General features: G+C 47.9%; 26 protein-coding genes, 11 tRNA genes and 1 riboswitch. Of the genes, 32 read left to right on the forward strand and 5 right to left on the reverse strand.

From position 1 onward, the window contains the following. Window positions 1–84 precede the first annotated feature (84 nt). The 13 genes from G9F48_RS00005 to thiC all read left to right on the forward strand — a co-directional run bounded on the left by G9F48_RS00005 (window position 85) and on the right by thiC (window position 4,796). A tRNA-Phe gene (locus G9F48_RS00005) sits at window positions 85–160 on the forward strand. A gap of 3 nt (window positions 161–163) precedes the next feature. Next, window positions 164–236: transfer RNA gene (locus tag G9F48_RS00010), tRNA-Thr, on the forward strand. Between the two features lie 11 nt (window positions 237–247). Beyond that, window positions 248–332 (forward strand) — tRNA-Tyr (locus G9F48_RS00015). Window positions 333–342: 10 nt separating this feature from the next. Continuing rightward, a tRNA-Trp gene (locus G9F48_RS00020) sits at window positions 343–416 on the forward strand. A 29-nt stretch (window positions 417–445) separates the two neighbouring features. Beyond that, window positions 446–521 (forward strand) — tRNA-His (locus G9F48_RS00025). Window positions 522–530: 9 nt separating this feature from the next. Next, window positions 531–602, forward strand: a tRNA-Gln gene (locus tag G9F48_RS00030). 53 nt (window positions 603–655) lie between these two features. Next, window positions 656–730, forward strand: a tRNA-Gly gene (locus G9F48_RS00035). A 5-nt stretch (window positions 731–735) separates the two neighbouring features. After that, a tRNA-Cys gene (locus G9F48_RS00040) sits at window positions 736–806 on the forward strand. Between the two features lie 7 nt (window positions 807–813). Beyond that, window positions 814–902, forward strand: a tRNA-Leu gene (locus G9F48_RS00045). A 247-nt stretch (window positions 903–1,149) separates the two neighbouring features. Continuing rightward, window positions 1,150–1,231, forward strand: a tRNA-Leu gene (locus tag G9F48_RS00050). Between the two features lie 230 nt (window positions 1,232–1,461). After that, a complete protein-coding gene (locus G9F48_RS00055) occupies window positions 1,462–2,007 on the forward strand; it encodes a Na+/H+ antiporter NhaC family protein (RefSeq protein ID WP_238785793.1) in 546 nt (181 codons plus the stop codon). A gap of 37 nt (window positions 2,008–2,044) precedes the next feature. Further along, window positions 2,045–2,743 carry a Type 1 glutamine amidotransferase-like domain-containing protein gene (locus tag G9F48_RS00060; protein ID WP_165408827.1) on the forward strand — a complete coding sequence of 233 codons (699 nt, stop codon included), beginning with the start codon at window positions 2,045–2,047 and terminating at the stop codon, window positions 2,741–2,743. Window positions 2,744–2,792: 49 nt separating this feature from the next. Then, window positions 2,793–2,903, forward strand: a riboswitch (TPP riboswitch). Between the two features lie 120 nt (window positions 2,904–3,023). Then, window positions 3,024–4,796 (forward strand): phosphomethylpyrimidine synthase ThiC, encoded by a 1,773-nt coding sequence (gene thiC / locus G9F48_RS00065; protein WP_042634986.1) that lies wholly within the window; start codon window positions 3,024–3,026, stop codon window positions 4,794–4,796. A gap of 40 nt (window positions 4,797–4,836) precedes the next feature. On the opposite strand, the gene G9F48_RS00070 is transcribed toward thiC, so the two are convergent. Further along, entirely contained in the window at window positions 4,837–6,192 is a 1,356-nt protein-coding gene (locus G9F48_RS00070; protein ID WP_165409125.1) for an FAD-binding oxidoreductase, read from the reverse strand. Between the two features lie 255 nt (window positions 6,193–6,447). Here G9F48_RS00070 and G9F48_RS00075 point away from each other — a divergent pair, with 255 nt between their 5' ends. The 6 genes from G9F48_RS00075 to G9F48_RS00100 all read left to right on the forward strand — a co-directional run bounded on the left by G9F48_RS00075 (window position 6,448) and on the right by G9F48_RS00100 (window position 12,235). After that, window positions 6,448–6,627, forward strand: a complete 180-nt coding sequence (locus G9F48_RS00075; protein WP_165408828.1) for an FbpB family small basic protein — start codon at window positions 6,448–6,450, stop codon at window positions 6,625–6,627. A gap of 2 nt (window positions 6,628–6,629) precedes the next feature. Then, window positions 6,630–8,351 carry an ABC transporter substrate-binding protein gene (locus G9F48_RS00080; protein ID WP_165408829.1) on the forward strand — a complete coding sequence of 574 codons (1,722 nt, stop codon included), beginning with the start codon at window positions 6,630–6,632 and terminating at the stop codon, window positions 8,349–8,351. 68 nt (window positions 8,352–8,419) lie between these two features. Beyond that, complete coding sequence (locus G9F48_RS00085) at window positions 8,420–9,376, forward strand: ABC transporter permease (protein WP_088056551.1); 957 nt, start codon at window positions 8,420–8,422, stop codon at window positions 9,374–9,376. Between the two features lie 12 nt (window positions 9,377–9,388). Beyond that, a complete protein-coding gene (gene opp4C, locus G9F48_RS00090) occupies window positions 9,389–10,294 on the forward strand; it encodes an oligopeptide ABC transporter permease (protein WP_165408830.1) in 906 nt (301 codons plus the stop codon). Beyond that, window positions 10,291–11,277, forward strand: a complete 987-nt coding sequence (locus G9F48_RS00095) for an ABC transporter ATP-binding protein (protein WP_165408831.1) — start codon at window positions 10,291–10,293, stop codon at window positions 11,275–11,277. The genes opp4C and G9F48_RS00095 overlap by 4 nt, the downstream gene beginning before the upstream one ends. After that, entirely contained in the window at window positions 11,270–12,235 is a 966-nt protein-coding gene (locus tag G9F48_RS00100) for an ABC transporter ATP-binding protein (RefSeq protein WP_165408832.1), read from the forward strand. The genes G9F48_RS00095 and G9F48_RS00100 overlap by 8 nt, the downstream gene beginning before the upstream one ends. A gap of 71 nt (window positions 12,236–12,306) precedes the next feature. Here the strand turns inward: G9F48_RS00100 and katA are convergent, their stop codons facing one another. Further along, the gene (gene katA, locus G9F48_RS00105) at window positions 12,307–13,752 is read right to left on the reverse strand and encodes a catalase KatA (protein WP_003155420.1); all 1,446 of its coding nucleotides are present in this window, start codon (window positions 13,750–13,752) and stop codon (window positions 12,307–12,309) included. Window positions 13,753–14,008: 256 nt separating this feature from the next. Here katA and G9F48_RS00110 point away from each other — a divergent pair, with 256 nt between their 5' ends. From G9F48_RS00110 to rpsN, 6 genes are all read left to right on the forward strand, one after another. Then, a complete protein-coding gene (locus G9F48_RS00110; protein WP_024085044.1) occupies window positions 14,009–14,944 on the forward strand; it encodes an amidohydrolase family protein in 936 nt (311 codons plus the stop codon). A 222-nt stretch (window positions 14,945–15,166) separates the two neighbouring features. Next, window positions 15,167–15,934: an ABC transporter ATP-binding protein gene (locus tag G9F48_RS00115; protein ID WP_003155413.1), complete on the forward strand. Its 768-nt coding sequence runs from the start codon at window positions 15,167–15,169 to the stop codon at window positions 15,932–15,934. Between the two features lie 15 nt (window positions 15,935–15,949). Beyond that, window positions 15,950–16,939, forward strand: coding sequence for an aliphatic sulfonate ABC transporter substrate-binding protein (locus G9F48_RS00120; RefSeq protein ID WP_165408833.1), 990 nt, complete (start codon window positions 15,950–15,952; stop codon window positions 16,937–16,939). After that, complete coding sequence (locus G9F48_RS00125; RefSeq protein WP_165408834.1) at window positions 16,939–17,772, forward strand: ABC transporter permease; 834 nt, start codon at window positions 16,939–16,941, stop codon at window positions 17,770–17,772. Before G9F48_RS00120 ends, G9F48_RS00125 begins: the two co-directional genes overlap by 1 nt. Before the next feature lie 24 nt (window positions 17,773–17,796). Further along, window positions 17,797–18,933 (forward strand): FMNH2-dependent alkanesulfonate monooxygenase, encoded by a 1,137-nt coding sequence (gene ssuD, locus G9F48_RS00130; RefSeq protein WP_165408835.1) that lies wholly within the window; start codon window positions 17,797–17,799, stop codon window positions 18,931–18,933. Between the two features lie 174 nt (window positions 18,934–19,107). Beyond that, window positions 19,108–19,377: a 30S ribosomal protein S14 gene (gene rpsN, locus G9F48_RS00135; RefSeq protein ID WP_165408836.1), complete on the forward strand. Its 270-nt coding sequence runs from the start codon at window positions 19,108–19,110 to the stop codon at window positions 19,375–19,377. A gap of 20 nt (window positions 19,378–19,397) precedes the next feature. On the opposite strand, the gene G9F48_RS00140 is transcribed toward rpsN, so the two are convergent. Together G9F48_RS00140 and G9F48_RS00145 are read right to left on the reverse strand one after the other, a co-directional pair. Beyond that, window positions 19,398–19,865: a hypothetical protein gene (locus G9F48_RS00140; protein ID WP_165408837.1), complete on the reverse strand. Its 468-nt coding sequence runs from the start codon at window positions 19,863–19,865 to the stop codon at window positions 19,398–19,400. After that, entirely contained in the window at window positions 19,862–20,065 is a 204-nt protein-coding gene (locus G9F48_RS00145; RefSeq protein ID WP_003155407.1) for a helix-turn-helix transcriptional regulator, read from the reverse strand. Before G9F48_RS00145 ends, G9F48_RS00140 begins: the two co-directional genes overlap by 4 nt. 188 nt (window positions 20,066–20,253) lie before the next feature. Here G9F48_RS00145 and G9F48_RS00150 point away from each other — a divergent pair. Next, window positions 20,254–20,327 (forward strand) — tRNA-Gly (locus G9F48_RS00150). Window positions 20,328–20,416: 89 nt separating this feature from the next. On the opposite strand, the gene G9F48_RS00155 is transcribed toward G9F48_RS00150, so the two are convergent. Continuing rightward, window positions 20,417–21,040 carry a hypothetical protein gene (locus tag G9F48_RS00155; RefSeq protein WP_022552809.1) on the reverse strand — a complete coding sequence of 208 codons (624 nt, stop codon included), beginning with the start codon at window positions 21,038–21,040 and terminating at the stop codon, window positions 20,417–20,419. Between the two features lie 84 nt (window positions 21,041–21,124). Between G9F48_RS00155 and queG the strand changes: the two genes are divergently transcribed. The 6 genes from queG (at window position 21,125) to G9F48_RS00185 (ending at window position 25,966) form a co-directional block, all read left to right on the forward strand. Further along, complete coding sequence (gene queG, locus G9F48_RS00160; RefSeq protein WP_029973233.1) at window positions 21,125–22,285, forward strand: tRNA epoxyqueuosine(34) reductase QueG; 1,161 nt, start codon at window positions 21,125–21,127, stop codon at window positions 22,283–22,285. A 76-nt stretch (window positions 22,286–22,361) separates the two neighbouring features. Then, window positions 22,362–23,273, forward strand: coding sequence for an amidase domain-containing protein (locus tag G9F48_RS00165; RefSeq protein ID WP_094296108.1), 912 nt, complete (start codon window positions 22,362–22,364; stop codon window positions 23,271–23,273). 36 nt (window positions 23,274–23,309) lie between these two features. Beyond that, window positions 23,310–23,792 (forward strand): tRNA (uridine(34)/cytosine(34)/5-carboxymethylaminomethyluridine(34)-2'-O)-methyltransferase TrmL, encoded by a 483-nt coding sequence (gene trmL, locus G9F48_RS00170; protein ID WP_007610253.1) that lies wholly within the window; start codon window positions 23,310–23,312, stop codon window positions 23,790–23,792. Window positions 23,793–23,928: 136 nt separating this feature from the next. Continuing rightward, window positions 23,929–24,561 (forward strand): YhbD family protein, encoded by a 633-nt coding sequence (locus tag G9F48_RS00175; protein ID WP_077721979.1) that lies wholly within the window; start codon window positions 23,929–23,931, stop codon window positions 24,559–24,561. Further along, a complete protein-coding gene (locus G9F48_RS00180; RefSeq protein WP_165408839.1) occupies window positions 24,552–25,265 on the forward strand; it encodes a polymer-forming cytoskeletal protein in 714 nt (237 codons plus the stop codon). The genes G9F48_RS00175 and G9F48_RS00180 overlap by 10 nt, the downstream gene beginning before the upstream one ends. 11 nt (window positions 25,266–25,276) lie before the next feature. Next, complete coding sequence (locus G9F48_RS00185; RefSeq protein WP_165408840.1) at window positions 25,277–25,966, forward strand: hypothetical protein; 690 nt, start codon at window positions 25,277–25,279, stop codon at window positions 25,964–25,966. The last annotated feature ends 127 nt before the right edge of the window (window positions 25,967–26,093 follow it).

Here is a 26,093-nt window from a genome sequence, read left to right on the forward strand (position 1 = left end):
CCGGTAGTTCAGTTGGTTAGAATGCCTGCCTGTCACGCAGGAGGTCGCGGGTTCGAGTCCCGTCCGGACCGCCATTTATAAAAAGGCTCGGTAGCTCAGTTGGTAGAGCAACGGACTGAAAATCCGTGTGTCGGCGGTTCGATTCCGTCCCGAGCCACCATTTGCCGGTCTAGCTCAATTGGTAGAGCAACTGACTTGTAATCAGTAGGTTGGGGGTTCAAGTCCTCTGGCCGGCACTCTAAATGATGGAGGGGTAGCGAAGTGGCTAAACGCGGCGGACTGTAAATCCGCTCCCTCAGGGTTCGGCAGTTCGAATCTGCCCCCCTCCACCATTTTATAAATAGGGGCATAGTTTAACGGTAGAACAGAGGTCTCCAAAACCTCCGGTGTGGGTTCGATTCCTACTGCCCCTGCCACTATATTATTTATTCATCTTCAGATTATGGCGGTTGTGGCGAAGTGGTTAACGCACCAGATTGTGGCTCTGGCACTCGTGGGTTCGATTCCCATCAATCGCCCCATATTATCATTGGGCTATAGCCAAGCGGTAAGGCAACGGACTTTGACTCCGTCATGCGTTGGTTCGAATCCAGCTAGCCCAGTTGCATTTTTTTAAAAACAACAGCATAAGATGTATTAAGTTCTTTTACATGTTGCGGAAGTAGTTCAGTGGTAGAACATCACCTTGCCAAGGTGGGGGTCGCGGGTTCGAATCCCGTCTTCCGCTCCAATTACGGCGGCATAGCCAAGTGGTAAGGCAGAGGTCTGCAAAACCTTTATCCCCGGTTCGAATCCGGGTGTCGCCTTTCTATTGCCGGGGTGGTGGAATTGGCAGACACACAGGACTTAAAATCCTGCGGTAGGTGACTACCGTGCCGGTTCAAGTCCGGCCCTCGGCACCAATTTAACTTTGAGCGAATTATGTTAAATTGGTCATCATTTTTCTTATTATAAAACATATATGAGAGTGATTTGCATATTGCAGGTCGCTTTTTTTTATATAATAAAAGCGTGAAGACTATCAATATAAGTTTCTTGCTTGTATCGTATATACTGCATTACCATTTGAAAAAACTTTACTAAAACCATTGACACTTTATAAAATGCATGTTATATTTATATACGTCGGTTGAACACGATGGATTATATGCCGGTGTGGCGGAATTGGCAGACGCGCACGACTCAAAATCGTGTTCCTTCTGGAGTGCCGGTTCGACCCCGGCCACCGGTATACAAAGGCTTCTACAATATGTAGAAGCCTTTTTTGTTGTATGAAAATATCTCCAAGGCTTGTGAAAACATGATACCTGCAGCAGGAGGAGCTGGATTCGGCATACCGTGCTTATATTAAGGAAACACCGATTCGGCCGTGGAGTTTAATCTTTCCGATCGGCTGCTTTTGCTATTAACACTGTTTCTCAGCTGGTGGGGCGGCCATTCAAAAGCGATATGTTTGGGGGCATGTTAACCGCATTATTGGCAGCGGTTATTGCAGCATTAGCTCTTTTTATGTTTCAGCGCTTTCCTGCAGGCGAGCTTGTTACCCATTTTATTAAGGGCGGAAACGAATTGGTCAACGTTATTATTATGTTATCGCTGATTTGGGCCGTAACAGCAGTAGCTGAAAATCTGGGATTCTCGAAATATGTTACTTCTCATTTAACATCATGGATCCCTCATATGTTTATTGCGCCGTCTCTTTTTATACTGGGGGCTGTTATATCCTATTTTATCGGGTCATCCTGGGGGACTTGGGACGCTGGCGGTTCAGTTACATACCAGCTTATTATTAGCGATCGGGGCCGTGTTTGTGAGCGGAACATTGGATTTGCTTCTCTCCTCAGTGATAATACGGTGTTGGGGATCGATGTTGTGAAGTATGCCCGTTCGAAGCTTGTTCCGGCGCTTATCGCCGCAGGGATCTCCGTTATGTTATACGGTGCGTATTTTTCAGATAACAAATACTTTTTGAAGGCGTTATCCGAAATTGGGATAACGCCTTTTTAATGAGCTGTTATACTTGAGAAAAAAAGAGGTGATGACTTTGAAGCAGATTATTGCAATGGGCGGCGGGGGGTTTTCCATGGAGCCGGATCATCTTGTGCTGGATCAGTATATTTTAGAGCAGTCGGCGCGGTCAAAGCCGAAAGTTTGTTTTTTGCCGACGGCAAGCGGAGATTCGGAGAATTATACCGGCAGGTTTTATCAGGCCTTTCAAAAGCTGTGGTGTGAGCCGGATCACTTGTCGCTGTTTAAACCGCCGGGTTCTGATCTCAGATCCTTTCTCATGAAGAAAGATATTATATATGTCGGCGGCGGAAATACGCGCAATATGCTTGTCTTATGGAAAGAGTGGGGGCTTGACCTTATTCTTCGTGAGGCTTGGGAAAACGGCATCATCTTGGCGGGGCTCAGCGCCGGAGCGATTTGCTGGTATGAAGAAGGGGTGACGGATTCAGCGGGGGATTTGCGAGAGTTAAGAGCTTTAGGATTTTTGCCGGGCAGCTTTTGTCCGCACTATGACGGAGAAGCGGAGCGCCGGCCGGTGTATCACCGTCTGATTTCAGAAAAGAAACTCAGGGAGGGCTATGCCGCTGATGACGGCGCTGCGCTTCATTATAAAGACGGTCAGCTGTTCCGGGCTGTCTCTTCCCGGGAAACCGCAAAGGGTTATCGGGTTTTTAATACCGAAGAAGGCGTTCGGGAAACAGAGCTTATGACCGTCCCGTTATCTGAATTTTGATAATATGCTTTTTTTTGTACACAACTTATGTTACGATGAGAGCGAAATCAATAGTTACTGGGGGTGCCCGTCTGAGCGGGCTGAGAGAGAAGCGGCGGCTTCTTAACCCTTTGGACCTGATCTGGTTCGTACCAGCGTGGGGAAGTAAAGGTTTTATTATTGTTGATGAAAACAATAATAGTTTCTTTCTGACTGCAAAACCGGGTTCTTCTTTGAACCCGGTTTTTTGTGCTGGTGCTGAGCTTGGTTCTGTTATTCAAATGATAAAGGAGAGATTTGTATGCAAAATCAATCAGTACAGCAAGCGAACATTTCCATTATGTCGAGTTTTTCCGGCAGTAAAAAGGTTTATGCAGAAGGGTCTTCGCCCGACATACGAGTGCCGATGCGGGAAATCAGCCTGAGTGCGACTACGGGGGCATTCGGGGAAGAGGAGAATGCGCCGGTCCGTGTTTATGATACGAGCGGACCGTATACAGACCCGGATGTACAGATTGATATTCATGAAGGTCTGGGGGCGCTCCGCACAAAGTGGATTACCGGGCGCGGAGATGTAGAAGAATATAACGGCCGGACCGTGAGACCTGAAGACAACGGCTATAAAAAAGAGGGCCGTGCCGCCGAATACCCCGGCCTGCAGCGGAAACCGCTTCGGGCCAAGCCGGGGAAAAATGTAACACAATTGCATTATGCGAGAAAAGGCATCATTACGCCGGAAATGGAGTTTATCGCAATTCGCGAGCATGTGTCTCCCGAATTTGTCAGAGACGAGGTAGCCAGCGGCCGGGCGATTATTCCTTCTAACGTCAACCACCCGGAAAGCGAGCCGATGATTATCGGCCGGAATTTTCATGTGAAAATTAATGCCAATATCGGCAACTCGGCTGTTACATCTTCTATCGAAGAAGAAGTCGAAAAAATGACGTGGGCGATTCGCTGGGGCGCCGATACGATGATGGACTTATCCACGGGAAAAGACATTCATACGACGCGTGAATGGATTATCCGCAACTGCCCCGTGCCTGTGGGGACGGTGCCGATTTATCAGGCGCTTGAAAAAGTTAATGGCATTGCCGAGGATTTAACGTGGGACATTTATCGTGACACATTGATTGAGCAGGCGGAGCAGGGCGTGGATTATTTCACCATCCATGCCGGCGTATTGCTTCGTTACGTCCCGTTAACGGCCAAACGCACGACGGGAATCGTATCCCGCGGCGGGGCGATTATGGCGCAATGGTGCCTGGCTCATCATCAGGAAAGCTTTCTGTACACGCATTTTGAAGAAATTTGTGAAATCATGAAGACCTATGATATCGCTTTTTCACTTGGTGACGGGCTTCGTCCCGGTTCGATTGCGGATGCCAATGATGAAGCGCAGTTTGCGGAATTGGAGACTCTCGGAGAATTGACGGAGATTGCGTGGAAGCACGATGTGCAAGTGATGATCGAAGGGCCGGGTCATGTGCCGATGCATAAAATTAAGGAAAACATGGACAAACAGCTGGAAATTTGTAAAGAGGCGCCTTTTTACACGCTCGGCCCATTAACGACGGATATCGCTCCGGGCTATGACCACATTACTTCAGCGATCGGCGCGGCGATGATCGGCTGGTACGGGACGGCGATGCTTTGCTATGTCACACCGAAGGAGCATTTGGGGCTGCCGAATCGTGATGATGTAAGAGAAGGCGTCATTACGTACAAAATCGCGGCACATGCCGCAGACCTTGCTAAAGGGCATCCGGGTGCACAGATCCGTGACGATGCTCTGTCTAAGGCGCGGTTTGAATTCCGGTGGCGTGATCAATTTCATTTGTCACTTGATCCTGAAAGAGCAATGGAATATCATGATGAAACACTGCCGGCTGAAGGCGCAAAAACGGCTCACTTCTGTTCGATGTGCGGCCCGAAGTTCTGCAGCATGAGAATTTCTCAGGATATTCGTGATTATGCGAAGGAAAACGGACTTACTGAAGACGAGGCCGTCAATGAAGGGCTGAAAGAAAAAGCAAAAGAGTTTGCAGAGAAGGGAAGCCGCTTATATCAATAAAAGAAAAGATGAAGATGGAGTGTGTCCATCTTCATCTTTTTTAGAAAAACGGTGAACGGCGAAGCGGCGGAATGCTCTGCTCGAAGCGGAATATATTTTCCGGATCATATTTCGTTTTGATTTGACGGAGGCGGTGAACATTTTCTCCGTAATACGTTTGCAGCCAGTTTCTGATTTCTCTATCAGGCCAATTCACATAATCTCCCATCGTTTCTCTTGATAGGGACGTTCTCAGTCCTTCGATCCAGCGGACATTTAGTCTTTCTTCTTCAGCAGATGTCCAAGTTGTAATATATTCTTGGGCAATGATTGCGTTGCGATAGTAGAATGCCGTTTGGTCCGGAGCGATCCGTCCGGCCGCCCCGCCGAGAGATTGCTGCCAGACACTGGCGTTTTCGTTCGGAGCGTGCTCTAAATAGCGCTTTAAAGTGGATATTGCGCGTGTTGATAATGGTTTTTCAATAAAGGATCCTGACCGCTTCATCTTTTGCGGCTGATTGCCTCCCGGGCTGTTAAAAAAGGCTGCCGCTTTAATAAATGGCACTGTCTTGACCATGCCGCTTGTCGGTTTTCCCGCTTTCATTAACGGAGCCAGCAGTTCTTTCAGCTCCTCTTTTGTCCCGGTAAATTGACCGAGCGCTTCTATGCGGTTGACTTCCTTAGGCCAAAACTGAATTGATGAGGTAAGCCGGTTGTCTGTAAATGGAGCCCAGCGCTGCCACGTGTTAAATACTTCCTCGAAATCATCCCAGCCCCAAGTGACAGAAAAAACAGACACGCACGAGATCGGCACGGCTTTAAACATCATGGATGTGACAATGCCGAAGTTGCCTCCCCCTCCGCCCTGAGATGCCCAAAATAGATCAGAGTGCTTTGAGCGGTTGACTGTGATCAAGTCAGCACCCGCTTTTTCGTCCGCTATGATCATTTCGAGCTGGAGGAGACGATCGCAAGTAAGTCCGGCAGTCCTTGTTAAATATCCGATTCCTCCCCCGAGCGTCAGCCCCGTGATTCCCACATTCGCAATGGTTCCCGCAGGAAGGGTCAAGCCGTACCGCCAGAGTGTCCGATAGACTTCCCCCAATTCGGCTCCCGCTTCAATCGAGACCAGCCGCTTATCCTCATTTACTCTTATTTTCTTCATTTCACTGAGATCAATGACTAGTCCGTCATTTAACAGAGAAAAATTTTCGTAGCTGTGTCTTCCGCCTCTGATACGAAAAGGCACATTGTTCTCACGCGCCCATCTCACCGCATTGAGGGCGTCATGTTTGTTTTGACAAAACACAATGATGTCTGGATATCTTTGCAGGCTTAAATTGATATTGGTTCTTGCAGCATTATAGTCCGGGTCATCTTTTTTGACGATGCGACCGGTCAATGTTGTCTTTTCCACATTCTCACTCACTTTCACTTGTAATCTGCTATGTTTTCTAGCATATGCGGAAAAATGAGAGAGTGTATGAGGAAAACCCCCGGAAGGACACGATATTTTAAATTATAGTTGACAGGTAGGGATTGTATGAATTAACATAATCATTACATATTTCCAAACGATGGCTGATCGGATCACCGAAGGCTCTTATCTTGTAAACAGATAAGGGCCTTTTTTTGCGTGAAAGCCATTGGATGAAAAGCGGAGGGATGAAAAGTGGCGTTAAAAAAGGCATCACATGTGCGCAAAAAAAGTAAAAAGCGAAAAAAGTACAGAAAACACACATTGAATTTCGAACTGCTTGTAGAGAAAAACAAACGGGAGATTATGAGAAATGAGGAACAGATGGAGCAGATTTATATAAAGATAGATGAAAAGCATGCGGGGGTTCGATAAAGATGAAGGAGAGAAAATGGAGGATAAAAACAACGGTACTCGCGCTGTCGGTATCCATCGTGTTATCAGGGTGCGCGTTAGGGAGTGCCGGGGAAGAACCGTCATCTGCGGCTGATAAAAAGGAAGAAACACGTATCGCCCATGTCAAGACAAAGGAATTTAAAGCTTCTCATCCGGCGGCGATTCCCGCTAAATCGAAAGCCAGAACTGACACTTTTGTTGCTGGGATTTCCGCGCCGGGCGGCGTGTTTCTGCCGTACTTCTACGAAAACGGCTGGGATGGAAATGCGACAGATCCTATTTTTGAACCGTTAGTCAAACTGGATAAAACGGGGAAGCCTGCTCCGGCTCTTGCGGAAAGCTGGAAAATTTCCAAAGATCAGCTTACATACACGTTCCGTTTAAGAAAAAATCTCGTTTTCAGCGACGGTTCACCGCTGACCGCAAAGGATGCCGCATTCACTTTAACACTGCTGCATGATCCTGCATACGCAGGCTATGAAGATATCACTACGGCTTATATTAAAGGCGGTAAGGCTTACAAAGAAGGAAAGGCAAAGACGATAGAGGGCATTCGCGTCCTTGATGACAGAACCATTCAAATCACGACTGAGAAAGTCAGTGCGAAGTCGCTGCTTCTTTTGGGCGGGCAGGTGCTGTCAGAAGCCTACTACGGGAAGAAATATCAATTCGGTAAACTGGATTATTTAAAAGAGCTTTATGCCAAACCTCTCGGAGCGGGACCTTACCAATTTACAGAATACCTTCCGGGACAGGAAATACGCTATCAGGCTAATGAACACTATTATGCCGGAAAACCGAAAACGGAAAAGCTGATTTATAAAATTATCGATCCGTCAACTTCCCTTCAGCTGTTTGAAACGGGTGACCTTGATTACGCTTCTTTCTCACCTGATGATGATACGGTTCAGCATTTAAAAAGTCTCGGTTTTGCGAATATAAGCGTATCTGTCGTGAATGATTACGGGCTTGTGTACGTCAATCACAAGCGTCCGCCTTTTCAAGATAAGAAAGTGTCCCAGGCGCTTATTTACGGACTTGACCGTCAAAAAATCGTCGATGTCCGCTTTAAACGCTACGGAGAGGTCGCGAATGTTCCGGTGTCTCCGGTTTCGTGGGCTTATGATGACAAGGGTGTCAATCGGTATGCGTTTAACCCTGAAAAAGCCAAAAAGCTTCTTGATGAAGCAGGCTGGAAAACGGGCAAAGACGGTGTACGTGAAAAAAACGGCAAAAAGCTTGAAATCAGCTATTACACATCTAAAGCGGATGATGATTTCATCCCGATAGCGAAAGAAAATTATGCGGACATCGGAATCTCATTAAAACCGGAAGTGATGGATTTTAATACAGAAGTAGCGAAAATCAATGACAAACAATATGACCTTGCCGCCGTTTCCACCTCGCAGATCCTTGATCCGAATGACACGGTGGAAAAGCTGGCTTCCGGCCATCCCAATAATGTGACGGGGTATTCCAATCCGAAAGCGGACCGGCTGATAGAGAAAGGAGCCGGCACGCTTGATATCAGCAAAAGAAAAGAGATTTATCACCAGCTGTACCGGGAGCTCGGGGAAAACCCGCCTTACATTCTGATTCATTACCGTCAGAGCGCAAGGGCGGTCAGCGGAAAAATAAAAGGGCTTGAGCCTGACAATTATTCTGGAATCAGTTCAAGTCTCTCAAATGTCTCAATTCAATAGAACGGTTGGGCAAAATACCCGATGCATCCTGGGGATTTTGCCCTTTCAGCGGAAAGGAGGGGCTTTTTATGAAAAAGTATGCCGCAGAACGATTCATTCAAATGCTTGTGATCTTATTCGGTACGTCCTTTATTATTTTTTTCTTATTCGCCATGCTGCCGGGCGATTATATTGATTCCAATGTAAATCTGACTCCGGAAAGAGCGAAGGAGTTAAAAGCGCTTTACGGGCTGGATCAGCCGATTTGGAAGCGTTATGTGACGTGGCTCGGAAATGTGCTCAGCGGAGATTTTGGGTTTTCTTTGAAATATCAGGAGAACGTCCTGTCATTGCTTCGGAAATATGTCTGGAATTCGTTTTTTGTCGCGTTTTTGGCGTTGCTTGTCACATGGTCAGCTGCGATGATAACGGGTGTCATATCCGCTGTCAGGAAATACTCATGGTTTGACGGGATCGTGACGTTTCTTGTTTTTGCTTCCATGGCGTTTCCGTCTTTTTTTATCAGCCTTCTGTTTATTAAGTGGTTTGGGGTGGATTTGAAAATATTGCCTGTCGGCGGGATGATTGATACCGGAAGCACGAGTACAGGTTTTTCGTACGTGCTTGAAGCCGCCAGACATATGATCCTTCCGGTCGTGATTTTATCTATGCTCGGCATCGGCTCGCTGACAAGGTATTTCCGCTCCGGCATGCTGGACGTGATCAGACAGGATTATATCAGAACGGCGAGAGCGAAGGGATTGAAAGAGCGCACCGTCATCTGGAAACATGCGTTGAAAAACGCGCTCATTCCGGCCATCACCCTGCTTGCTTTTGAACTGCCGGGACTGTTTTCCGGAGCCATCATTATTGAACAGATTTTCGGGTGGCCGGGTGTCGGCCGTATTCAGCTTGAATCCGTGCATTATCGTGATTATCCGGTTTTGATGGCGTTTACCTTGTTTTTGTCTTGTTTAACGATTGTGGGGAACTTCTTGGCGGATATCGCTTATGCCGCGGTTGATCCGCGGGTCAGGCTGAAATAGGGGGTGTTCGGAATGAAAAAACAAAAAGGGGTGCCGCCTTCTCTTTGGAAGCAGACGTACCGCCGCCTGCTGCAGCATAAGCTGACGGTCATCAGTCTTCTTTTCTTATGTTTTATGTTTTTATTGTGCTTTATCGGGCCGTCTTTTTCTCCGTACATAACAGATCGGACGGATATTTCAAATGCCAATCAGCATCCGGGGGTTCATCATTGGCTGGGCACCGACCAGTACGGGAGAGATGTGCTGACGAGGCTGATGCTGGCGGGGCAGATTTCTCTGACCGTGGGGCTTGCTTCAATGGTGCTGTCGCTTGTCATCGGCTCTTTACTCGGGGCTGCGGCCGGATTTTATCGGGGAGCCGCTGATATGATCATTATGCGCATTGCTGATATGCTCATGTCCATCCCGGGCCTGCCGCTGCTTTTGATTTTGGCTGCGGTGATGTCGGAGTGGAAAGTGCCTTCTGAATACAGAATGTACCTGATTATGATGATGTTAAGCCTGATCGGATGGCCCGGTTTGGCGCGGCTTGTACGCGGACAGATTTTGTCGCTGAAGGAGCAGCCATTTATGATGGCCGCGGAAGTTTTGGGGCTTAGTGATAAACGGAAAATCCTCTATCATTTGCTTCCCAACACATTGCCGTTATTACTGGTAGCGGCGACTTTGCATGTGGCGGGAGCGATGCTGAGTGAATCTGCGCTGAGTTTTCTCGGGCTTGGCGTTGCTCCGCCGACACCTTCTTGGGGAAACATGATGGAAGCGGCGAATCATTTTATGGATTTTACACTCCGCCCGTGGCTGTGGATTCCGCCGGGAACGGCCATTTTTCTGACCGTTGTGGCGATTCATCTGCTTGGAGACGGTTTAAGAGACGCTTTTGATCCTAAGGTAAAACGGCAGGTGAAAATGAAATGAAAAAACCGCTTTTAGAAGTGAGGCATTTGGAAACGGCTTTTTATACAGAGGAGGGTGCGGTAAAGGCCGTGGACGGTGTCAGCTTTACGATACATGAGGAGGAAACGGTTTGTATTGTAGGAGAGTCCGGCTGCGGGAAAAGCATGGCGTCATTGTCCATTATGCAGCTTATTCCCGAGACGGGGAGAATCGAACGGGGAGCGGTGCATTTTTCCGGACGGAATCTGTTGGAATTGAAACCAAAAGACATGCAGAAAATCCGCGGCAGCGAAATCGGGATGATTTTTCAGGAACCGATGACATCTTTGAATCCGGTATTTACAATCGGTGAGCAGCTGACCGAACCGATTCGCGAACATTTGTTTCTGAGTAAGAAAGAGGCATGGCGGAGGGCCGTTGAGCTGATCACGTTAGTGGAGATCCCGAATGCCGAGCAGGTTATGCATCGTTATCCTCATGAGCTGAGCGGCGGCATGCTGCAGCGCATCATGACGGCTGTCGCGCTAAGCTGCGATCCGAAACTGATCATTGCCGACGAGCCGACGACAGCGCTTGACGTAACCATTCAGGCGCAGATATTGGATTTATTGCGGGATATGAAAAAGCAATTTCGCACGTCTATTTTATTCATTACTCATGACCTTGGCGTGGTTGCTGAAATGGCTGATTATGTGATTGTCATGTATGCGGGAAAAATTGTGGAGGAAGGACCGGTTGCAGAGCTGTTTTCTGATCCGAAGCATCCGTATACGAAAGGGCTGCTCGCGGCCAAGCCGGTTATCGGTCAAAAAAGGGAGACGCTTTACACCATTCCGGGGCAGGTCCCCGAGCTTGCGGACCTGTCCGGATCGTCTTGTTATTTTGCGGAGCGATGTGAACACAGCACGGAAATATGCCGGAGATCGAGCCCGCATTTTACTGAATTCGGGAAGGGGCATCAGGCGGCGTGCTGGCTTTACAGAGAGGAGAAAGCAGATGAGTGATGTGTTGCTGGAGGTCAAGGGGCTGAAAAAATATTACGAGGAGCATGGGGGGATGAGAAAGACTCATAAAAAACCCGTAAAAGCGGTCGACGGCGTCAGTTTTACGATAGGAAAGGGAGAAGTGTTCGGCTTAGCGGGAGAATCGGGCAGCGGAAAGTCATCAATCGGCAAGACCATTTTGAGGCTTCATGAGAAAACAGGGGGAGAGGTGTTTTTTCAGGGGCGTGATGTGTTTCGGATGAGCCGGCGCGAGCTCAAAACTTTCAGATCGGAAGCGCAGCTCATCTTTCAAGATCCGTTCAGCTCTTTAAATCCCCGGCGCCGGATCGGAGAAGCCATCGGTGAAGCGATGATCGAGCATCAATTGGCGGTGAAGCGGAATGTGCGTGATAAAGCGGCGGAAGTTCTTGAAGCCTGCGGACTTTCCGCAAACTTCATCGATCGTTATCCGCATGAATTTTCCGGAGGGCAGCGGCAGCGGATCGTGATTGCAAGAGCGATGGCGCTCAAGCCGCAATTTATCATTATGGATGAACCCGTGGCGGCGTTAGATGTCTCCATCCAGGCGCAGATGATCAATTTGTTCAGCAGCCTTCAAAAACAGCACGGGCTGTCATATTTGTTCATTTCTCATGATTTAAGCGTGGTGGAGCACTTATGTACGAAGGTCGCCATTATGTATTTAGGGACGATTGTGGAATATGCGTCAAAGGAGGAGCTCTTTTCACGGCCGCTCCATCCTTATACGAAAGCGCTGTTATCAGCCGTGCCTGTTCCTGATCCCGGAGCGAAAAGGGAGCGGATAATTTTAAAGGGTGATATACCGAGCCCCTCTGATCCGCCTTCAGGCTGTAAATTCCGAACGAGATGTCCGGCAGCCGAGAAGATATGTGCTGAGAAAAGTCCGGCGCTGTCAGAAAAAGGGCTTCATCATTTTGCGGCATGCCACTTCGTGTAATTGAGAAAAAAACGGTTTTATTGATAATAAACAGGAAAAACCTGCCGGGCAGACCGGCAGGTTTTTTGATGTTATTTTGGTGACGGCAGTCCGAGTCCTTCGGCAACGCGTCTGCCGTATTCAGGATCAGCCTTGTAGAAGTGGCCGATCTGGCGCAGCTTAATTTCTTCTTTTTCCACAGGTTTCATCGCACTGACGATATTGGCGACAAGGCGCGCGCGCTCTTCCTCGCTCATCAGGCGGTACAGGTCGCCGGCTTGTGTGTAATGATCATGATGATTATAGCTTACACTGTCAGCGAAACCTGATACAGGATATGCCGCCTGTTTATCTTCAGGTGACTCTTTCGGGCCCCCGAAGCTGTTAGGCTCGTAATAGACGGAGCGGCCGCCGTTATCATCAAAACGCATTTGTCCGTCACGCTGATAGTTTTTCACTTCATTGCGGGAACGGTTGATCGGCAGCGCCTGATGGTTCGCGCCGACACGGTAGCGATGCGCGTCATGGTATGCGAACAACCGGCCTTGAAGCATTTTATCAGGTGAGACGTCCACGCCGGGGACTAATGTGCCGGGAGAGAACGTCGCCTGTTCTACTTCCGCAAAGTAATTTTCCGGATTGCGGTTCAGAACCATGCGGCCGACTTCGATCAGCGGATAGTCTTTTTGAGACCACACTTTTGTGACGTCAAACGGATCAAAGCGATATGTGTTTGCATCTTCTAACGGCATGATTTGAACATATAATTTCCATGCGGGGAAATCGCCGTTTTCAATCGCATTGAACAAATCTTCCGTATGGTAATCGGGATTTTCGCCCGCGATTTTTGCGGCTGTATTAACATCAAGGTTTTTCACGCCTTGCTCTGTTTTAAAGTGATATTTAATCCAGACGCCTTCGCCTTTATCATTTGTCCATTTAAATGTATGGCTTCCGAATCCGTGCATATGGCGAAGAGTCGCCGGAATGCCCCGGTCTGACATCAGAATGGTTACCTGGTGCAGGGATTCGGGTGACAAAGACCAGAAATCCCAAACGGCCGTCGGATTTTTCAGATGTGTTCTCGGATCTCTTTTTTGTGTATGGATAAAGTCAGGGAACTTGATGGCATCGCGGATGAAGAACACGGGTGTATTATTTCCGACGATATCGTAGTTTCCTTCTTCTGTATAAAATTTAACGGCAAATCCGCGCGGGTCGCGCACTGTGTCACTAGAGCCCAGTTCGCCCGCAACGGTTGAGAAACGGATGAAAAGCGGCGTGCGTTTACCGACTTCTGACAGAAATGCGGCTTTCGTATATTTTGTAACGTCATTTGTGACTTCAAAATAACCGTGTGCGCCCGCGCCTTTTGCGTGAACGACACGCTCCGGAACGCGTTCTCTGTTAAAGTGCGCCAATTTCTCAAGAAGATGGACGTCTTGTATTAAAGCAGGACCGCGATCGCCGGCCGTCATTGAGTTTTGGTTATCTCCGACAGGAGCGCCCCAGCTGGTTGTCAATTTATTTGAACTCATGTGATCACCTCTTTAAATTTATAATAACATAATATCACCTATCAGTAAAAAGTCAATATTATTTTATAATGATTATAAAATAATTATTTTTATTATCGAAAAGAAAGTTCGGGTTTGAAAGACCACTTGACTGAGGGGAATAATGGGTTTAATATGAGAAAAAATAGAAACCGCTGACTTGGACACAAGAGGCTCTTATTCTTCACTGGATAAGGGTCTTTTTTTATTGTCAGGCGGTAAGGGAGGCGGCGATTGTATGCTTTTCCGGCAGCATTTTAAACCTGTCGATATTCACGGTCATCTGCCGTACAGCCTTAATTTCGGCAAAAACGATAAGACATTTTCCGATTATAACCGGGAGCGGTCGGAAAGAATGAATCTCACTTGGGATTTTCCTGATCCGCATGATGTTGATGGCGATGACGGCGAAATCGCTTTGATGACAAGATGGGAGAAAGAATTAGATAAGTACGGCATTGATGTGCTGAATTTTTTAACTGCAGAGAGCAATGACCGGATGGCGGCGTTTATTCAAGCAAATCCGGCGAGGTTTACCGGATTTGCATATCATCCTTTGGAACAAAAGGATGCGTATGAGGAGCTGAAAAGAGCGGTTGAAGAGCTCGGTCTGAAAGGATATAAACTGTTCGGGCCGCTGACAGACATCGAGTTTCATGATCCGTCGCTGAAAAAGCTGTGGACGTATCTGGCCGACAAAAGACTGCCTGTATTAATTCACTTCGGACTTTTAGGGAGAGCGGGGGGCATTGTCAGCCATCGCAACATCAACCCGCTCTCCATCTATCGCGTCGCGAGAGAGTATGCTGATATACCGTTCATCATTCCGCATTTCGGCGCCGGATATTATCAGGAACTGCTGCAGCTGTGCTGGAGCTGCCCGAATGTGTATATTGACACGTCCGGCTCAAACCAGTGGATGAGGTGGATGCCGTACCCGCTTGATTTGGAAATTCTGTTTCGAAAGACATCTGAATTAATCGGTGCTGAACGGATCATTTTCGGGACGGATTCGAACGGATTTCCGAGAGGATATGTATACAGATATCTTCAGGAGCAGGTGAGGACCTGCCGGGAAATCAATATGCGGGAAGAAGATATAGAAAACATTTTCGGCAACAACGCGCGGACATTATTAAAAATCGCCCGGAAAGAAAAGGAAGTAAATACGTGATACAGCTGATGCGCTCTCTGGCAGGGTTATGCCGGAGGGCGTATTTTAATCCTTATAAAAAACAGTTGACAAGTCGGAATAATTTGAATTAACATGATATTCAAATTTAAAAACAAACGGGTTGCCGATCGGACCGCCGAAGGCTCCCATCTCTGCAAGCAATCGGAGATGGGGGCCTTTTTGTTTTTCGATCGCATACGGCAGAAAGAGAGGGGAAGACAGATGGCTGTAACCATCAGCATACAAGAAAAAGCTTTTGAGCATGAAGGCCGGAAAACACCGGTGCTGAATGATATTGAGCTGTCAATTGCATCGGGAGAATTTTTGACTGTCATCGGGCCGAGCGGATGCGGCAAAAGCACGCTTTTAAAATTGATTGCCGGTCTTGATACCGATTATAAAGGCTCTGTCGCAATAAACGGCCGCAATGTGTCGGGACCGGGCATCCGGCAAGGATTTATCTTTCAGGAGCACCGGCTGTTTCCCTGGCTGACGGTAAAACAAAACATCGCTGCCGATCTCAATATGAACGACCCGGCCGTTCGGAAAAAAGTGGATGATCTGATTGAGGTTGTCAGGCTGCAGGGAGCGGAGAACGCTTATCCGCGCGAATTATCCGGCGGCATGTCGCAGCGGGTTGCCATCGCCAGAGCCCTTTTGCGTGAGCCGGAGGTGCTGCTTTTAGATGAACCGTTCGGGGCGCTTGACGCTTTTACGAGAAAACATTTGCAGGATGTGCTGCTTGATATATGGCGCGAGAAAAAAACGACGATGATTCTGGTCACGCATGATATTGATGAATCCGTCTATTTAGGCGATAAGCTGGCGATCCTCAGGGCAAAGCCCGGCCGGCTGCACAGCCTGATGCCGATTCAGCTTCCGCATCCGCGCAATCGGACATCAGCGGATTTTCAGGCCGTCCGGCAGAAGGTGCTTTCTGAATTTGAGAAAACGGAAGACCTCCGGTTTGCGGACGGGTCCGGGATATAGAAGGGACGAAGCGAAGTGAAAAAAATCATCATTCTTTTAGCCGCAGCAGTCATGATGTCAGCCGGATGCAGTGCAGACGGGACAGGAGGGAGCGGGAAAACGGTGAAAGAAATCCGGATCGGCATCCAGCAGAGTTTAAGCCCGCTTCTCATTGCCAAGGAAAAAGGCTGGTTTGAAGAGACCTTCAAAAAAGACGGAATAAAAGTAAAATGGGTCGAGTTCCAAAGCGGCCCTCCGCAATTTGAAGGTCTTGCCGCCGATAAGCTTGATTTTTCCCAGGTCGGCAATTCACCGGTCATTTCCGGTCAGGCGGCAGGAATTGATTTTAAAGAGATCGGGCTGTCTCAGGACGGGTTAAAGGCAAACGGCATTCTCGTAAACAAGGGCAGCGGGATTCAGAGCCTGAAAGAATTGAAAGGTAAAAAAATCGCCGTAGCCAAAGGCAGCAGCGGCTTTGATTTTCTCTATAAAGCTTTAGATAAAGCGGGGCTTTCCGCCGATGACGTCACTATCATCCAGCTTCAGCCTGATGAGGCGGTTTCCGCTTTTGAAAACAAATCAGTTGACGCATGGTCCATTTGGGAGCCGTATTTGTCGATTGAAACGCTGCAGCACGGGGCGGAAATATTGGCGAACGGAGAAAGCACAGATTTATATTCTCCCGGTTTCACGTTAGTCAGAACGGGATTTTCCAAAGAACACCCGGATGAGGTTGTCCGTTTTCTGAAAGTGTTCAATAAAGCAGTTACATGGCAAAAGGAACACAAAGATGAAGCCGTCTCCTTATATGCGAAAATCAAACATCTTGATCCGAAAGTCGTCAGAAACGTGCTTAACAATACTGAGCCTCTTAATGAACCGATCAATGATGATATTGTCAAAGCCCAACAGGAAACCGCTGATTTTCAATATCGAACAAAAGCGATTCGTAAGAAAATTCATGTAAAAGACGTGGTCGACAATTCATTTATTAAAAAAGCGCTTGAAACGGGGGATGGCAAGTAATGAAAGCAGAAGCATCAACGGCTGCCGGCGCAATAAGCCAATCAGAAAAGAAAGCTCTGGCAAGATCGCGGAAGTATTCATACCAATGGATGAAAGGGATTGTACTCCCGGCTGCGGTCATCGCAGTATGGCAGTTTATCGCAAGTCTGGGCATCGTCTCTGCAACGGTGCTCCCGTCACCTGTCGTCATCTTGCAGACGTTTCAGGAACTTCTTCTTTCAGGTGAGCTTTGGGGTCATTTAGAGATCAGTTTATACCGGGCGGCTGCCGGATTTCTGCTTGGCGCGGGCCTCGGACTTGTTTTCGGGCTGCTGGTCGGTTTCTCAAAGCGGACGGAAGCATATCTTGATCCGTCTCTGCAAATGCTCAGAACGGTTCCGCACTTGGCCGTGACTCCTCTGTTTATTTTGTGGTTCGGATTTGATGAGACATCAAAAATTCTGCTGATCGCATTGGGGGCTTTTTTTCCCGTGTACATTAATACGTTTCTCGGAATCCGCAGTGTGGACGCGAAGCTGTTTGACGTCGCGCGGGTGCTGGAATTTAATTGGTATCAGCAGATGGCGAAATTAATTCTTCCGGCATCTCTGCCGAATATCCTGCTCGGCATCAGGCTCTCTCTAGGCATTGCATGGCTCGGTCTTGTGGTGGCGGAACTGATGGGATCGAGCGAGGGCGTCGGTTATATGATTATGGATGCCAGACAATTTTCACAGACAAATAAGGTGTTTGTCGGCATTATCATTTTTGCGGCTGTCGGCAAGCTGACAGATGCATTGGTCAGAATGCTCGAGCGGAAACTATTAAAATGGCGGAACAGTTATGAAGGGTAACCTATTAAAAAAGGAGAGATTCATATGGAGATTCTTTGGTTTATTCCGACGCATGGTGACGGCCGGTATTTAGGGACGCAAACGGGAGGGAGAACGGCTGATCATCTTTATTTTAAGCAAGTGGCACAGGCGGCGGACAGACTCGGGTATACGGGGGTTCTGCTGCCGACGGGGAGATCATGTGAAGACCCGTGGCTGACGGCTGCCGCTTTAGCGGGGGAAACGAGTGACTTGAAATTTTTAGTGGCGGTCCGGCCGGGACTGATGCAGCCGTCTGTCGCCGCGAGAATGGCGTCGACAATGGACCGGCTGTCAGACGGCCGTTTGCTCGTAAATGTCGTAGCGGGCGGAGATCCTTATGAACTGGCGGGAGACGGCATGTTTATCAGCCACGATGAACGTTATAAGGCGACTGAAGAATTTTTAACCGTCTGGCGCGGACTCATGCGGGGCGAAACGGTGACATATGAAGGGGACCATATCAAGGTGGAAAACAGCAACCTCCTGTTCCCGCCAAAACAGTCTCCGCATCCGCCATTATATTTCGGTGGTTCATCACAGGCGGGAATTGAGGCTGCGGCGAAACATACAGATGTCTATTTAACATGGGGAGAGCCGCCGGAGCAGGTAAAAGAAAAGATTGAAACCGTTAAAAAACAGGCTGCCAAGGAAGGAAGGACGATGCGTTTTGGCATCAGACTTCACGTGATTGTCAGGGAGACTGAGGAAGAGGCATGGGAAGCGGCTGAACGATTAATCAGCCACTTAGACGAAGAGACAATTGCGAAAGCGCAGGCTGTGCTCCGGCGCGCTGATTCATCGGGACAAAAACGGATGGCCGATCTTCATAACGGTGACCGCTCGAAGCTTGAGATCAGCCCGAATCTCTGGGCCGGCATCGGACTGGTCAGAGGCGGAGCGGGCACGGCGCTTGTCGGTGATCCGCAGACTGTCGCTGATCGAATTTTAGAGTATCAGGCACTCGGCATTGAGTCGTTTATCTTTTCGGGCTATCCGCATCTGGAAGAAGCTTATTATCTGGCTGAACTCGTGTTTCCGCTTCTGCCGTTTCAGAATGAGCGGACTAAAAAGCTTGAGCGCAGATTGGGTGAAGCAATGGGAAACGACCATTTTGCAAGAGGAAATAAAGCGACAGTCTGATGACGTCGCAAGGCGGATCATTGACGGCGGGTGCTTTCTGCGGTTTCATTTCCGGGGAAATGCCGGCAGTGAAGGCGGGTATTCACCCGCCTTTTTAAGCGCTTAGCTTGCACGATGCTCATATGGATGATATGATACAAAACGTAATTATTACGATTTGTTAGGAGTGCTGAAATGGCAAAAAAATCAAAAGTAATTAAAGAGCTCAAGCGGCAGAAGCTTGTTGAACAATATGCGGACATCCGAAGAGAATTAAAGGCGAAAGGCGACTGGGAAGCGCTGAGCAAACTGCCGCGTGATTCTGCTCCGGCCAGGATTCATAACCGCTGTACGGTGACGGGGCGGCCCCGCGGATATATGAGAAAATTTAAACTGTCCAGAATCGCATTCAGGGAGCTGGCCCATAAAGGCCGGATTCCCGGGGTGAAAAAAGCGAGCTGGTAATGTGAAAAACTCCGGATCTGTCATGAACCGGAGTTTTTGCCGTGCTTATGAATAGTGAAAACATAAGCCAAATGCTGAATCATCATCAGAATGAAAATCAAAAGAATCGGAAAAAAAGGTAGATGCGGCTGAATCAGCGGATAAAACAAAAGCAGAACGGCTGCGGCCGGCAATGAGAAGTAAACGGCGATATACGAGGAACGGCAAGCTTTAGCCGTCATCATTCGTTCTCTTTCATCCTGTTCCTCAAATTCATCGGGCACAAGCCTGTGCTTTTTGCCGTTTCGTTTTTTCTTTTCGGCATAGATATACAATGCGGCACAAACGGTAAACAGCAGAAACGGAGTGATATTCAGCTCAAATGAACCGCTCCCCTCCGTTTGGAAAAACTGAGCGATCCGCGGCGCCGCTTCCATAAAGGAAATAAGCGTCCAGCAGGCCAATCCGTAGAGTGCAAGGTGAAAACACGCTTTTCTTTTCAAACTCATTTTTTCTCCTCCTCCAGCCAGAAAACTTCCTCCATCGGCAGGGAGAAAGCCCGGCAGATGTTAAGCGCCAATAAGAGTGAAGGCACATAATCTCCTTTTTCAATCGCTGCAATCGTCTGTCTGGTGGCTCCGGCTTCTTTTCCGAGCGTTTCCTGAGAATAGCCGAATCTGGCTCTCAGCTCTTTTACTTTATTTTTCATCATCAGGGCGTACCTCAAGTTTTCTTCTTTTTTATATTGTATGAGATTCTTAACAAAATGTAAACCTAACTTAACATGTGGACAAAAAAAGAATTTTTTTCGACAAATTTTTTAACATTCCCTTGACGAAAAAAAAATATACATGTAATATTAGAAACATCAAATCGGTACTGACAAAAAACTTTGATGCGGGTGTAGTTTAGTGGTAAAACCTCAGCCTTCCAAGCTGATGTCGTGAGTTCGATTCTCATCACCCGCTCCATACATACGTTATTAACGCAGTGTTTCGTTTCTCTGATAAACGAAGTATTGCGTTTTTTTATGTGAAAAAAGACACGAAGGCGTGTCTTTTTATGAAAGCCAAGAGACGGTATGCGTGCCTCCGTGAATTTGTTCAAACATTTTGGTTAAAGATGATAGCAGCTCATCCGCCGCGTCGGCATGAAATGAAGGCGGGAAAAAGATCAGCTGCAGCATTTTCTTTGTGCCGGTTGTTACAGGGCGGGTGTTGATATGTCCGGTAAGGCCGCCGAAAATGCCGCCAGAGTCGGAGAAAGCAAGTACGTGTTCTTTTTCTCCGATTGTAATCGAAATCGGTTCATCTATTTCTGCGGCGTCATACGCCATGATGGGCAATGAATATTTCAAGGAGAAAAAAAGTATGGTATCATGGGCTGAATTCACACTTTCAATGAATCGTTCCCGGGAAATATCGCCGAGCATAAGCTCCATCGGCGTTTTTTGTCCTGAAAAGGCGGGACTGAGCTGTTCCATCATACGCGCCCACTCTTTAACAAAAGGCTGCTCATCTATACCGCCGTCAGCATAATCAAAGTAAAGAGATTCTTGAAATAAACGGAGGCGGCCTTTCAGCATTTGCGGAGCAGGCCCGACTTCGATCTGTTCATATAAGACGGCTGCCGCTTTGATCCCCGGCACCCGTTCAGCAATAAGTGGATCTAAACTGATGTTCAAGTGTGTTCACTCCATTTCGGGATGATAAAACTCTATTATACCCGTGCGGGAGCCTGATCACAAAGAAAGGAGGCTGTGCAAAAAATGAATATTCATAAACTGAAAGAGGAATTAATCGAATACGCCAAAAGCATCGGAGTTGACAAAATCGGGTTTACAACGGCTGATACGTTCGACAGTCTGCGGGACCGGCTGATTCTTCAGGAATCACTCGGCTATTTATCCGGTTTTGAAGAGCCGGATATTGAAAAACGGGTTACTCCGTCTTTGCTTCTCCCGAAAGCCAAATCAATCGTCGCCATCGCCCTTGCTTATCCTTCCAAAATGAAAGATGCGCCGAGGAGCACGAGAGACGGGCGGCGCGGCATTTTTTGCAGAGCTTCCTGGGGGAAGGATTATCATGATGTGCTGCGGGAAAAGCTTGATCTGCTGGAAAATTTTCTCCAAAGCAAACATGAGGATATCCGCACAAAGTCAATGGTGGATACAGGAGAATTGTCCGACAGGGCCGTGGCTGAACGGGCGGGAATCGGCTTCAGCGCTAAAAACTGCATGATCACCACGCCTGAATACGGTTCTTACGTCTATCTGGCTGAAATGATCACCAATCTGCCCTTTGAACCGGATGTGCCGATTGAAGATATGTGCGGTACGTGCACAAAATGTCTAGACGCTTGTCCGACCGGCGCACTCGTCAATCCCGGACAGCTTAACGCCCAGCGCTGTATTTCGTTCCTGACCCAGACAAAGGGATTTTTGCCGGATGAGTTCCGCACGAAAATCGGAAACCGTCTGTATGGCTGTGACACGTGCCAGACGGTCTGTCCGATTAATAAGGGGAAAGATTTTCATCTTCATCCGCAGATGGAGCCTGATCCGGAAATCGCAAAGCCGCTGTTAAAGCCGCTTTTGACCATAAGCAACCGCGAATTCAAAGAAAAATTCGGACATGTATCGGGATCATGGCGCGGCAAGAAGCCGATACAGCGGAATGCGATTTTAGCTTTGGCTCATTTTAAAGATGCCTCGTCTCTTCCGGAATTAACGGCCTTGATGCACCAAGATCCGCGCCCCGTCATCAGGGGTACGGCCGCCTGGGCCATCGGGAAAATCGGTGATCCTGATTATGCGGAGGAATTAGAAAAAGCGCTTCAAAAGGAGCAGGATGAGGACGCCATACGGGAAATTGAAAAGGGACTGGAGCTGTTATCGGTTTCTGATAAGACTAAAACCGGCCGGTCCTGACATATGTATAGAGAAAAAGCACTTGGCCGGAGTTCAAGTGTTTTTTCTTTATAAAATCGTATGGTGGGTGGAGCGCTTGAAGCATATTATTGAAGATTTAGCGGAGGCCCGGCTTCATTATTTAATCAACGGAACCGAGATGAGGCAGAATGGGCAGGCCGGCGATCTTGAGGTCCTGACGAGAAAAAAAGAGCTGTTTGAAAAACGGAAAGTTGATATCGTGAAGGCGAAGGCAAAAGCCGTCATTGTCAAAAGCAGTCTTGAGGACGACGGCACGTTATGCGTCATGTACACGATTCATTTCGAATATTTGTGCAAGGAGCATGACGGACACCTTTACTTAGAAGAGCAGATTGAGGAACGGATTGCATTTCTCTATGATGAGCTTTTGATTAAAGACCGGGAAGTAAAGAAAAAACCGGCGGGATTTTCTGACGGAAACAGCGTAATTGAATATGAGCGGAGTGAACGGGAAGATTTCGGGCGGGCGTTTCAATACGACCGTCTGGCTGCCGTGCAGTACGCGGAGAAGTTTTGGAATAAACGAAATCCCGCTTATAAAAATTTCAGCGATAATTGCACCAATTTTATTTCCCAATGTTTACATGCCGGAAAAGCACCGATGCGGGGGCATCCGAACAGAGGCTCAGGCTGGTGGATGAAGGCAAGCTCGTGGAGCTACAGCTGGACGGTCGCGCATTCGATGAAGATGTATCTGGCCCAATCCAAGGCAGGGCTCCGCGCATTGCAAGTATCAAGAGCTGAAGAACTGATGCCCGGAGATATCATTTGCTATGATTTTGAAGGAGACGGCCGTTTTAATCATACGGCGATCGTGGTCGCAAAAGATAAAAGCAATATGCCGCTCGTCAATGCCCAAACGTATGACAGCAGAATGAGATATTGGTCATATGAGGATTCAACGGCGTATACTCCTTCCATCAGATATGCGTTTTTTCATATTACGGATGATACGACAAAAGAGTAATTAATGATATAATGGTGGGCGGAATAAAAAACAGAGGTGAACATCGTGGCATTACATGTCGTTTTATATCAACCCGAAATCCCGGCCAATACGGGAAATATTGCACGTACTTGTGCGGCAACAGACACAACGCTTCATTTGATCCGCCCGCTCGGATTCTCAACCGATGATAAAATGCTGAAGCGCGCCGGACTCGATTATTGGGAGTTCGTCAACGTCGTATATCATGATTCATTGGAAGAATTATTTGAGGCATATGAGAACGGAAAGTTTTTCTTCATTACAAAATTCGGCCAAAAGCCGCACACATCATTTGATTACTCAAATACAGAGGAAGACTTTTTCTTCGTATTCGGCAGAGAAACGAGCGGACTTCCGAAAGAATTGATCGAAAACAATATGGACCGCTGCCTGCGTCTGCCGATGACCGAGCATGTGAGATCATTAAACCTGTCCAACACGGCCGCGATTCTTGTATATGAAGCGCTGCGTCAGCAAAATTACAGAGATTTGACGTGAGAAAAAACGCCCGCATCCGGGCGTTTTTTTATTGAATAAAAAGACGGGCAGCAGCGGTTCACGGCATTTTTATATTTTCAGCCTTAACAACGTAACAGTGTTATGTTACAATACATTCATCGAAGGAGCTGGATTCATGGAGGAACAACTGATTTCTAAAAAAGATTTGCTGGAAGAAACATCAATTTCATACGGGCAGCTGTACCGGTGGAAACGGAAAAATTTAATTCCTGAAGAATGGTTTATCCGAAAATCGACGTTTACAGGCCAGGAAACATTTTTTCCGAGGGCGGAAATATTAAAACGCATCTCAAAAATACAGAAAATGAAAGAAAATCTGTCTCTGGATGAAATGAGAGAAATGCTGTCTCCGCAAATGACTGATGTCAATATAACGTCTGCGGAACTGCTTCAAAAGGGACTGATTTCAAAAGCCGCGCTGCAAGTTTATGGCGAAGACGGCGTGACATTCACGTCCCGCGCGCTGCTGTCTTTATATGTGCTTGAAGGGCTTTTGCAATCGGGCAATATCAGCCTTGAGGAAGGAAAATTGGCGGCAGGGGTGCTGAAAACGTATGAGGCTTCCGAGCTGAAAGCGAATACGGAGCTTGTCATGCTCCGAAAGCTCGGCGTAACGACGTGCTTCATCGCAGACGCGGAACATATTTTATTTGAACCGACTGTCAAAGTGGTTGAACGGGTAGCGCTTGCTGCGGCATCGGAAGAATTAAAAACGAAATGGATGCAGGAGGACCATCAATGGAAGTAACAGATAAATTAATCATTAACGGTTCGGGAAGTTCAAAAGGAGGCCGTTTTCATACAGTGGAGATCAACGGAAGCGGCACGGTGTCAGGTGATGTGGAGTGCACGAGCCTTTTGTTTAACGGCAGCGGAAAAACAGACGGACATGTCAAGACGCAAACGCTGACGATCAGCGGTTCGGGGAAAATTTCCGGCAGTGCCGAAGCTGAATCCATCCGTATCAACGGAACGGGTGTCATTAAAGGTGATGTCAAAACGGAGCGGCTGAACGTCGCGGGATTTTCATCTTTCGGCGGCGGTGTGAAAGCTGATGATATTTTCATATCCGGGAAAGCCGGGATTGAAGGCGATTGCGAGACAGAGACGTTCCGTTCGGAAGGCAAATGCAAGATCGGCGGCCTGCTGAATGCCGATGAAGTCAGTATTAAGCTGGCGGCGGGAGAGAGCCGGGTGAAAGAAATCGGCTGCCGCCATTTGAAAGTGATGAGCAGAAAGAGCGTGCTTACGCGTTTTAAGCTGATGCCGGCCCCGGTGCTGACAGCAGAGCTGATTGAAGGTGACATCATTGAATTGGCGGACACGAACGCGAAGACAGTCCGCGGAAATCATGTGCGGATCGGCGCAGGCTGCACCATTGGGACGGTGGAATACAGCGGCGATTTTACATGTGATCCTTTCGCTTTGGTTAACAAAGTCGTGAAACGATAGGAGGAGCTGCGATGGAAACGACAAAAAAATTGAGTCATTTAAAAATGTACGGAGCCGGACACGCCTCCGGCGGTTCCTACCAAAATGTAACCATTAAAGGGGAAGGAACTGTCGGCGAAGGACTTCAAAGCGAACGCTGCCGGATATTCGGCACGGGACTTTTTCTCGGAGATGCCGAGATCAACAGGCTGAAAATTTTCGGAGAGCATGAAGTTGCAGGAGATTTATCAGCACATTCAGCAAATGTGATCGGCACATTGAAAGTCGGCGGCTCCATGCGTTTCGCCAGGATGAGGCTGAAAGGACTTGCTGAAATTGGCGGCGGGGCCGCGGGAGAGCAGTGTCATATAAAAGGCAGTCTCGCCGTCGGCGGCGATTGCGAGACGGAGCTGCTTCATGTAACAGGATGTATCAATGTGGCGGGATTGTTAAACGCAGGGGACGTAAACATCCATTTGCGTTATGACCGAAGCCGTGTGAAAGAAATCGGCGGCACATCGATCACCGTCAGACGGAAACCCGGCATGCTTTCTGCTGAATTGATCGAAGGAGACGCAATTTACCTCGAATTCACGGAAGCGGACATTGTCAGAGGGAAGCGTGTGGAAATCGGCCCGGGGTGCAAAATCGGAAAAATCGAGTATCAAACAAGCTGCAAGTCTCATGAAAAATCAACTGTCCAAGAACATATTCAAATATGAAACATTGTTATGTTGTACAGGAAAGGGTGCTCTCCATAAAGAGCACCCTTTTGCCGTTATTTGTTTTCAGGTTTGCTGTCGTAACCCGCCGTAAAAATGGATACTAAAAAAGTGAGAATGACCCCAA

The organism is Bacillus sp. EKM420B, assembly GCF_011065565.1.
Taxonomy (GTDB): Bacteria; Bacillota; Bacilli; order Bacillales; family Bacillaceae; genus Bacillus; species Bacillus velezensis.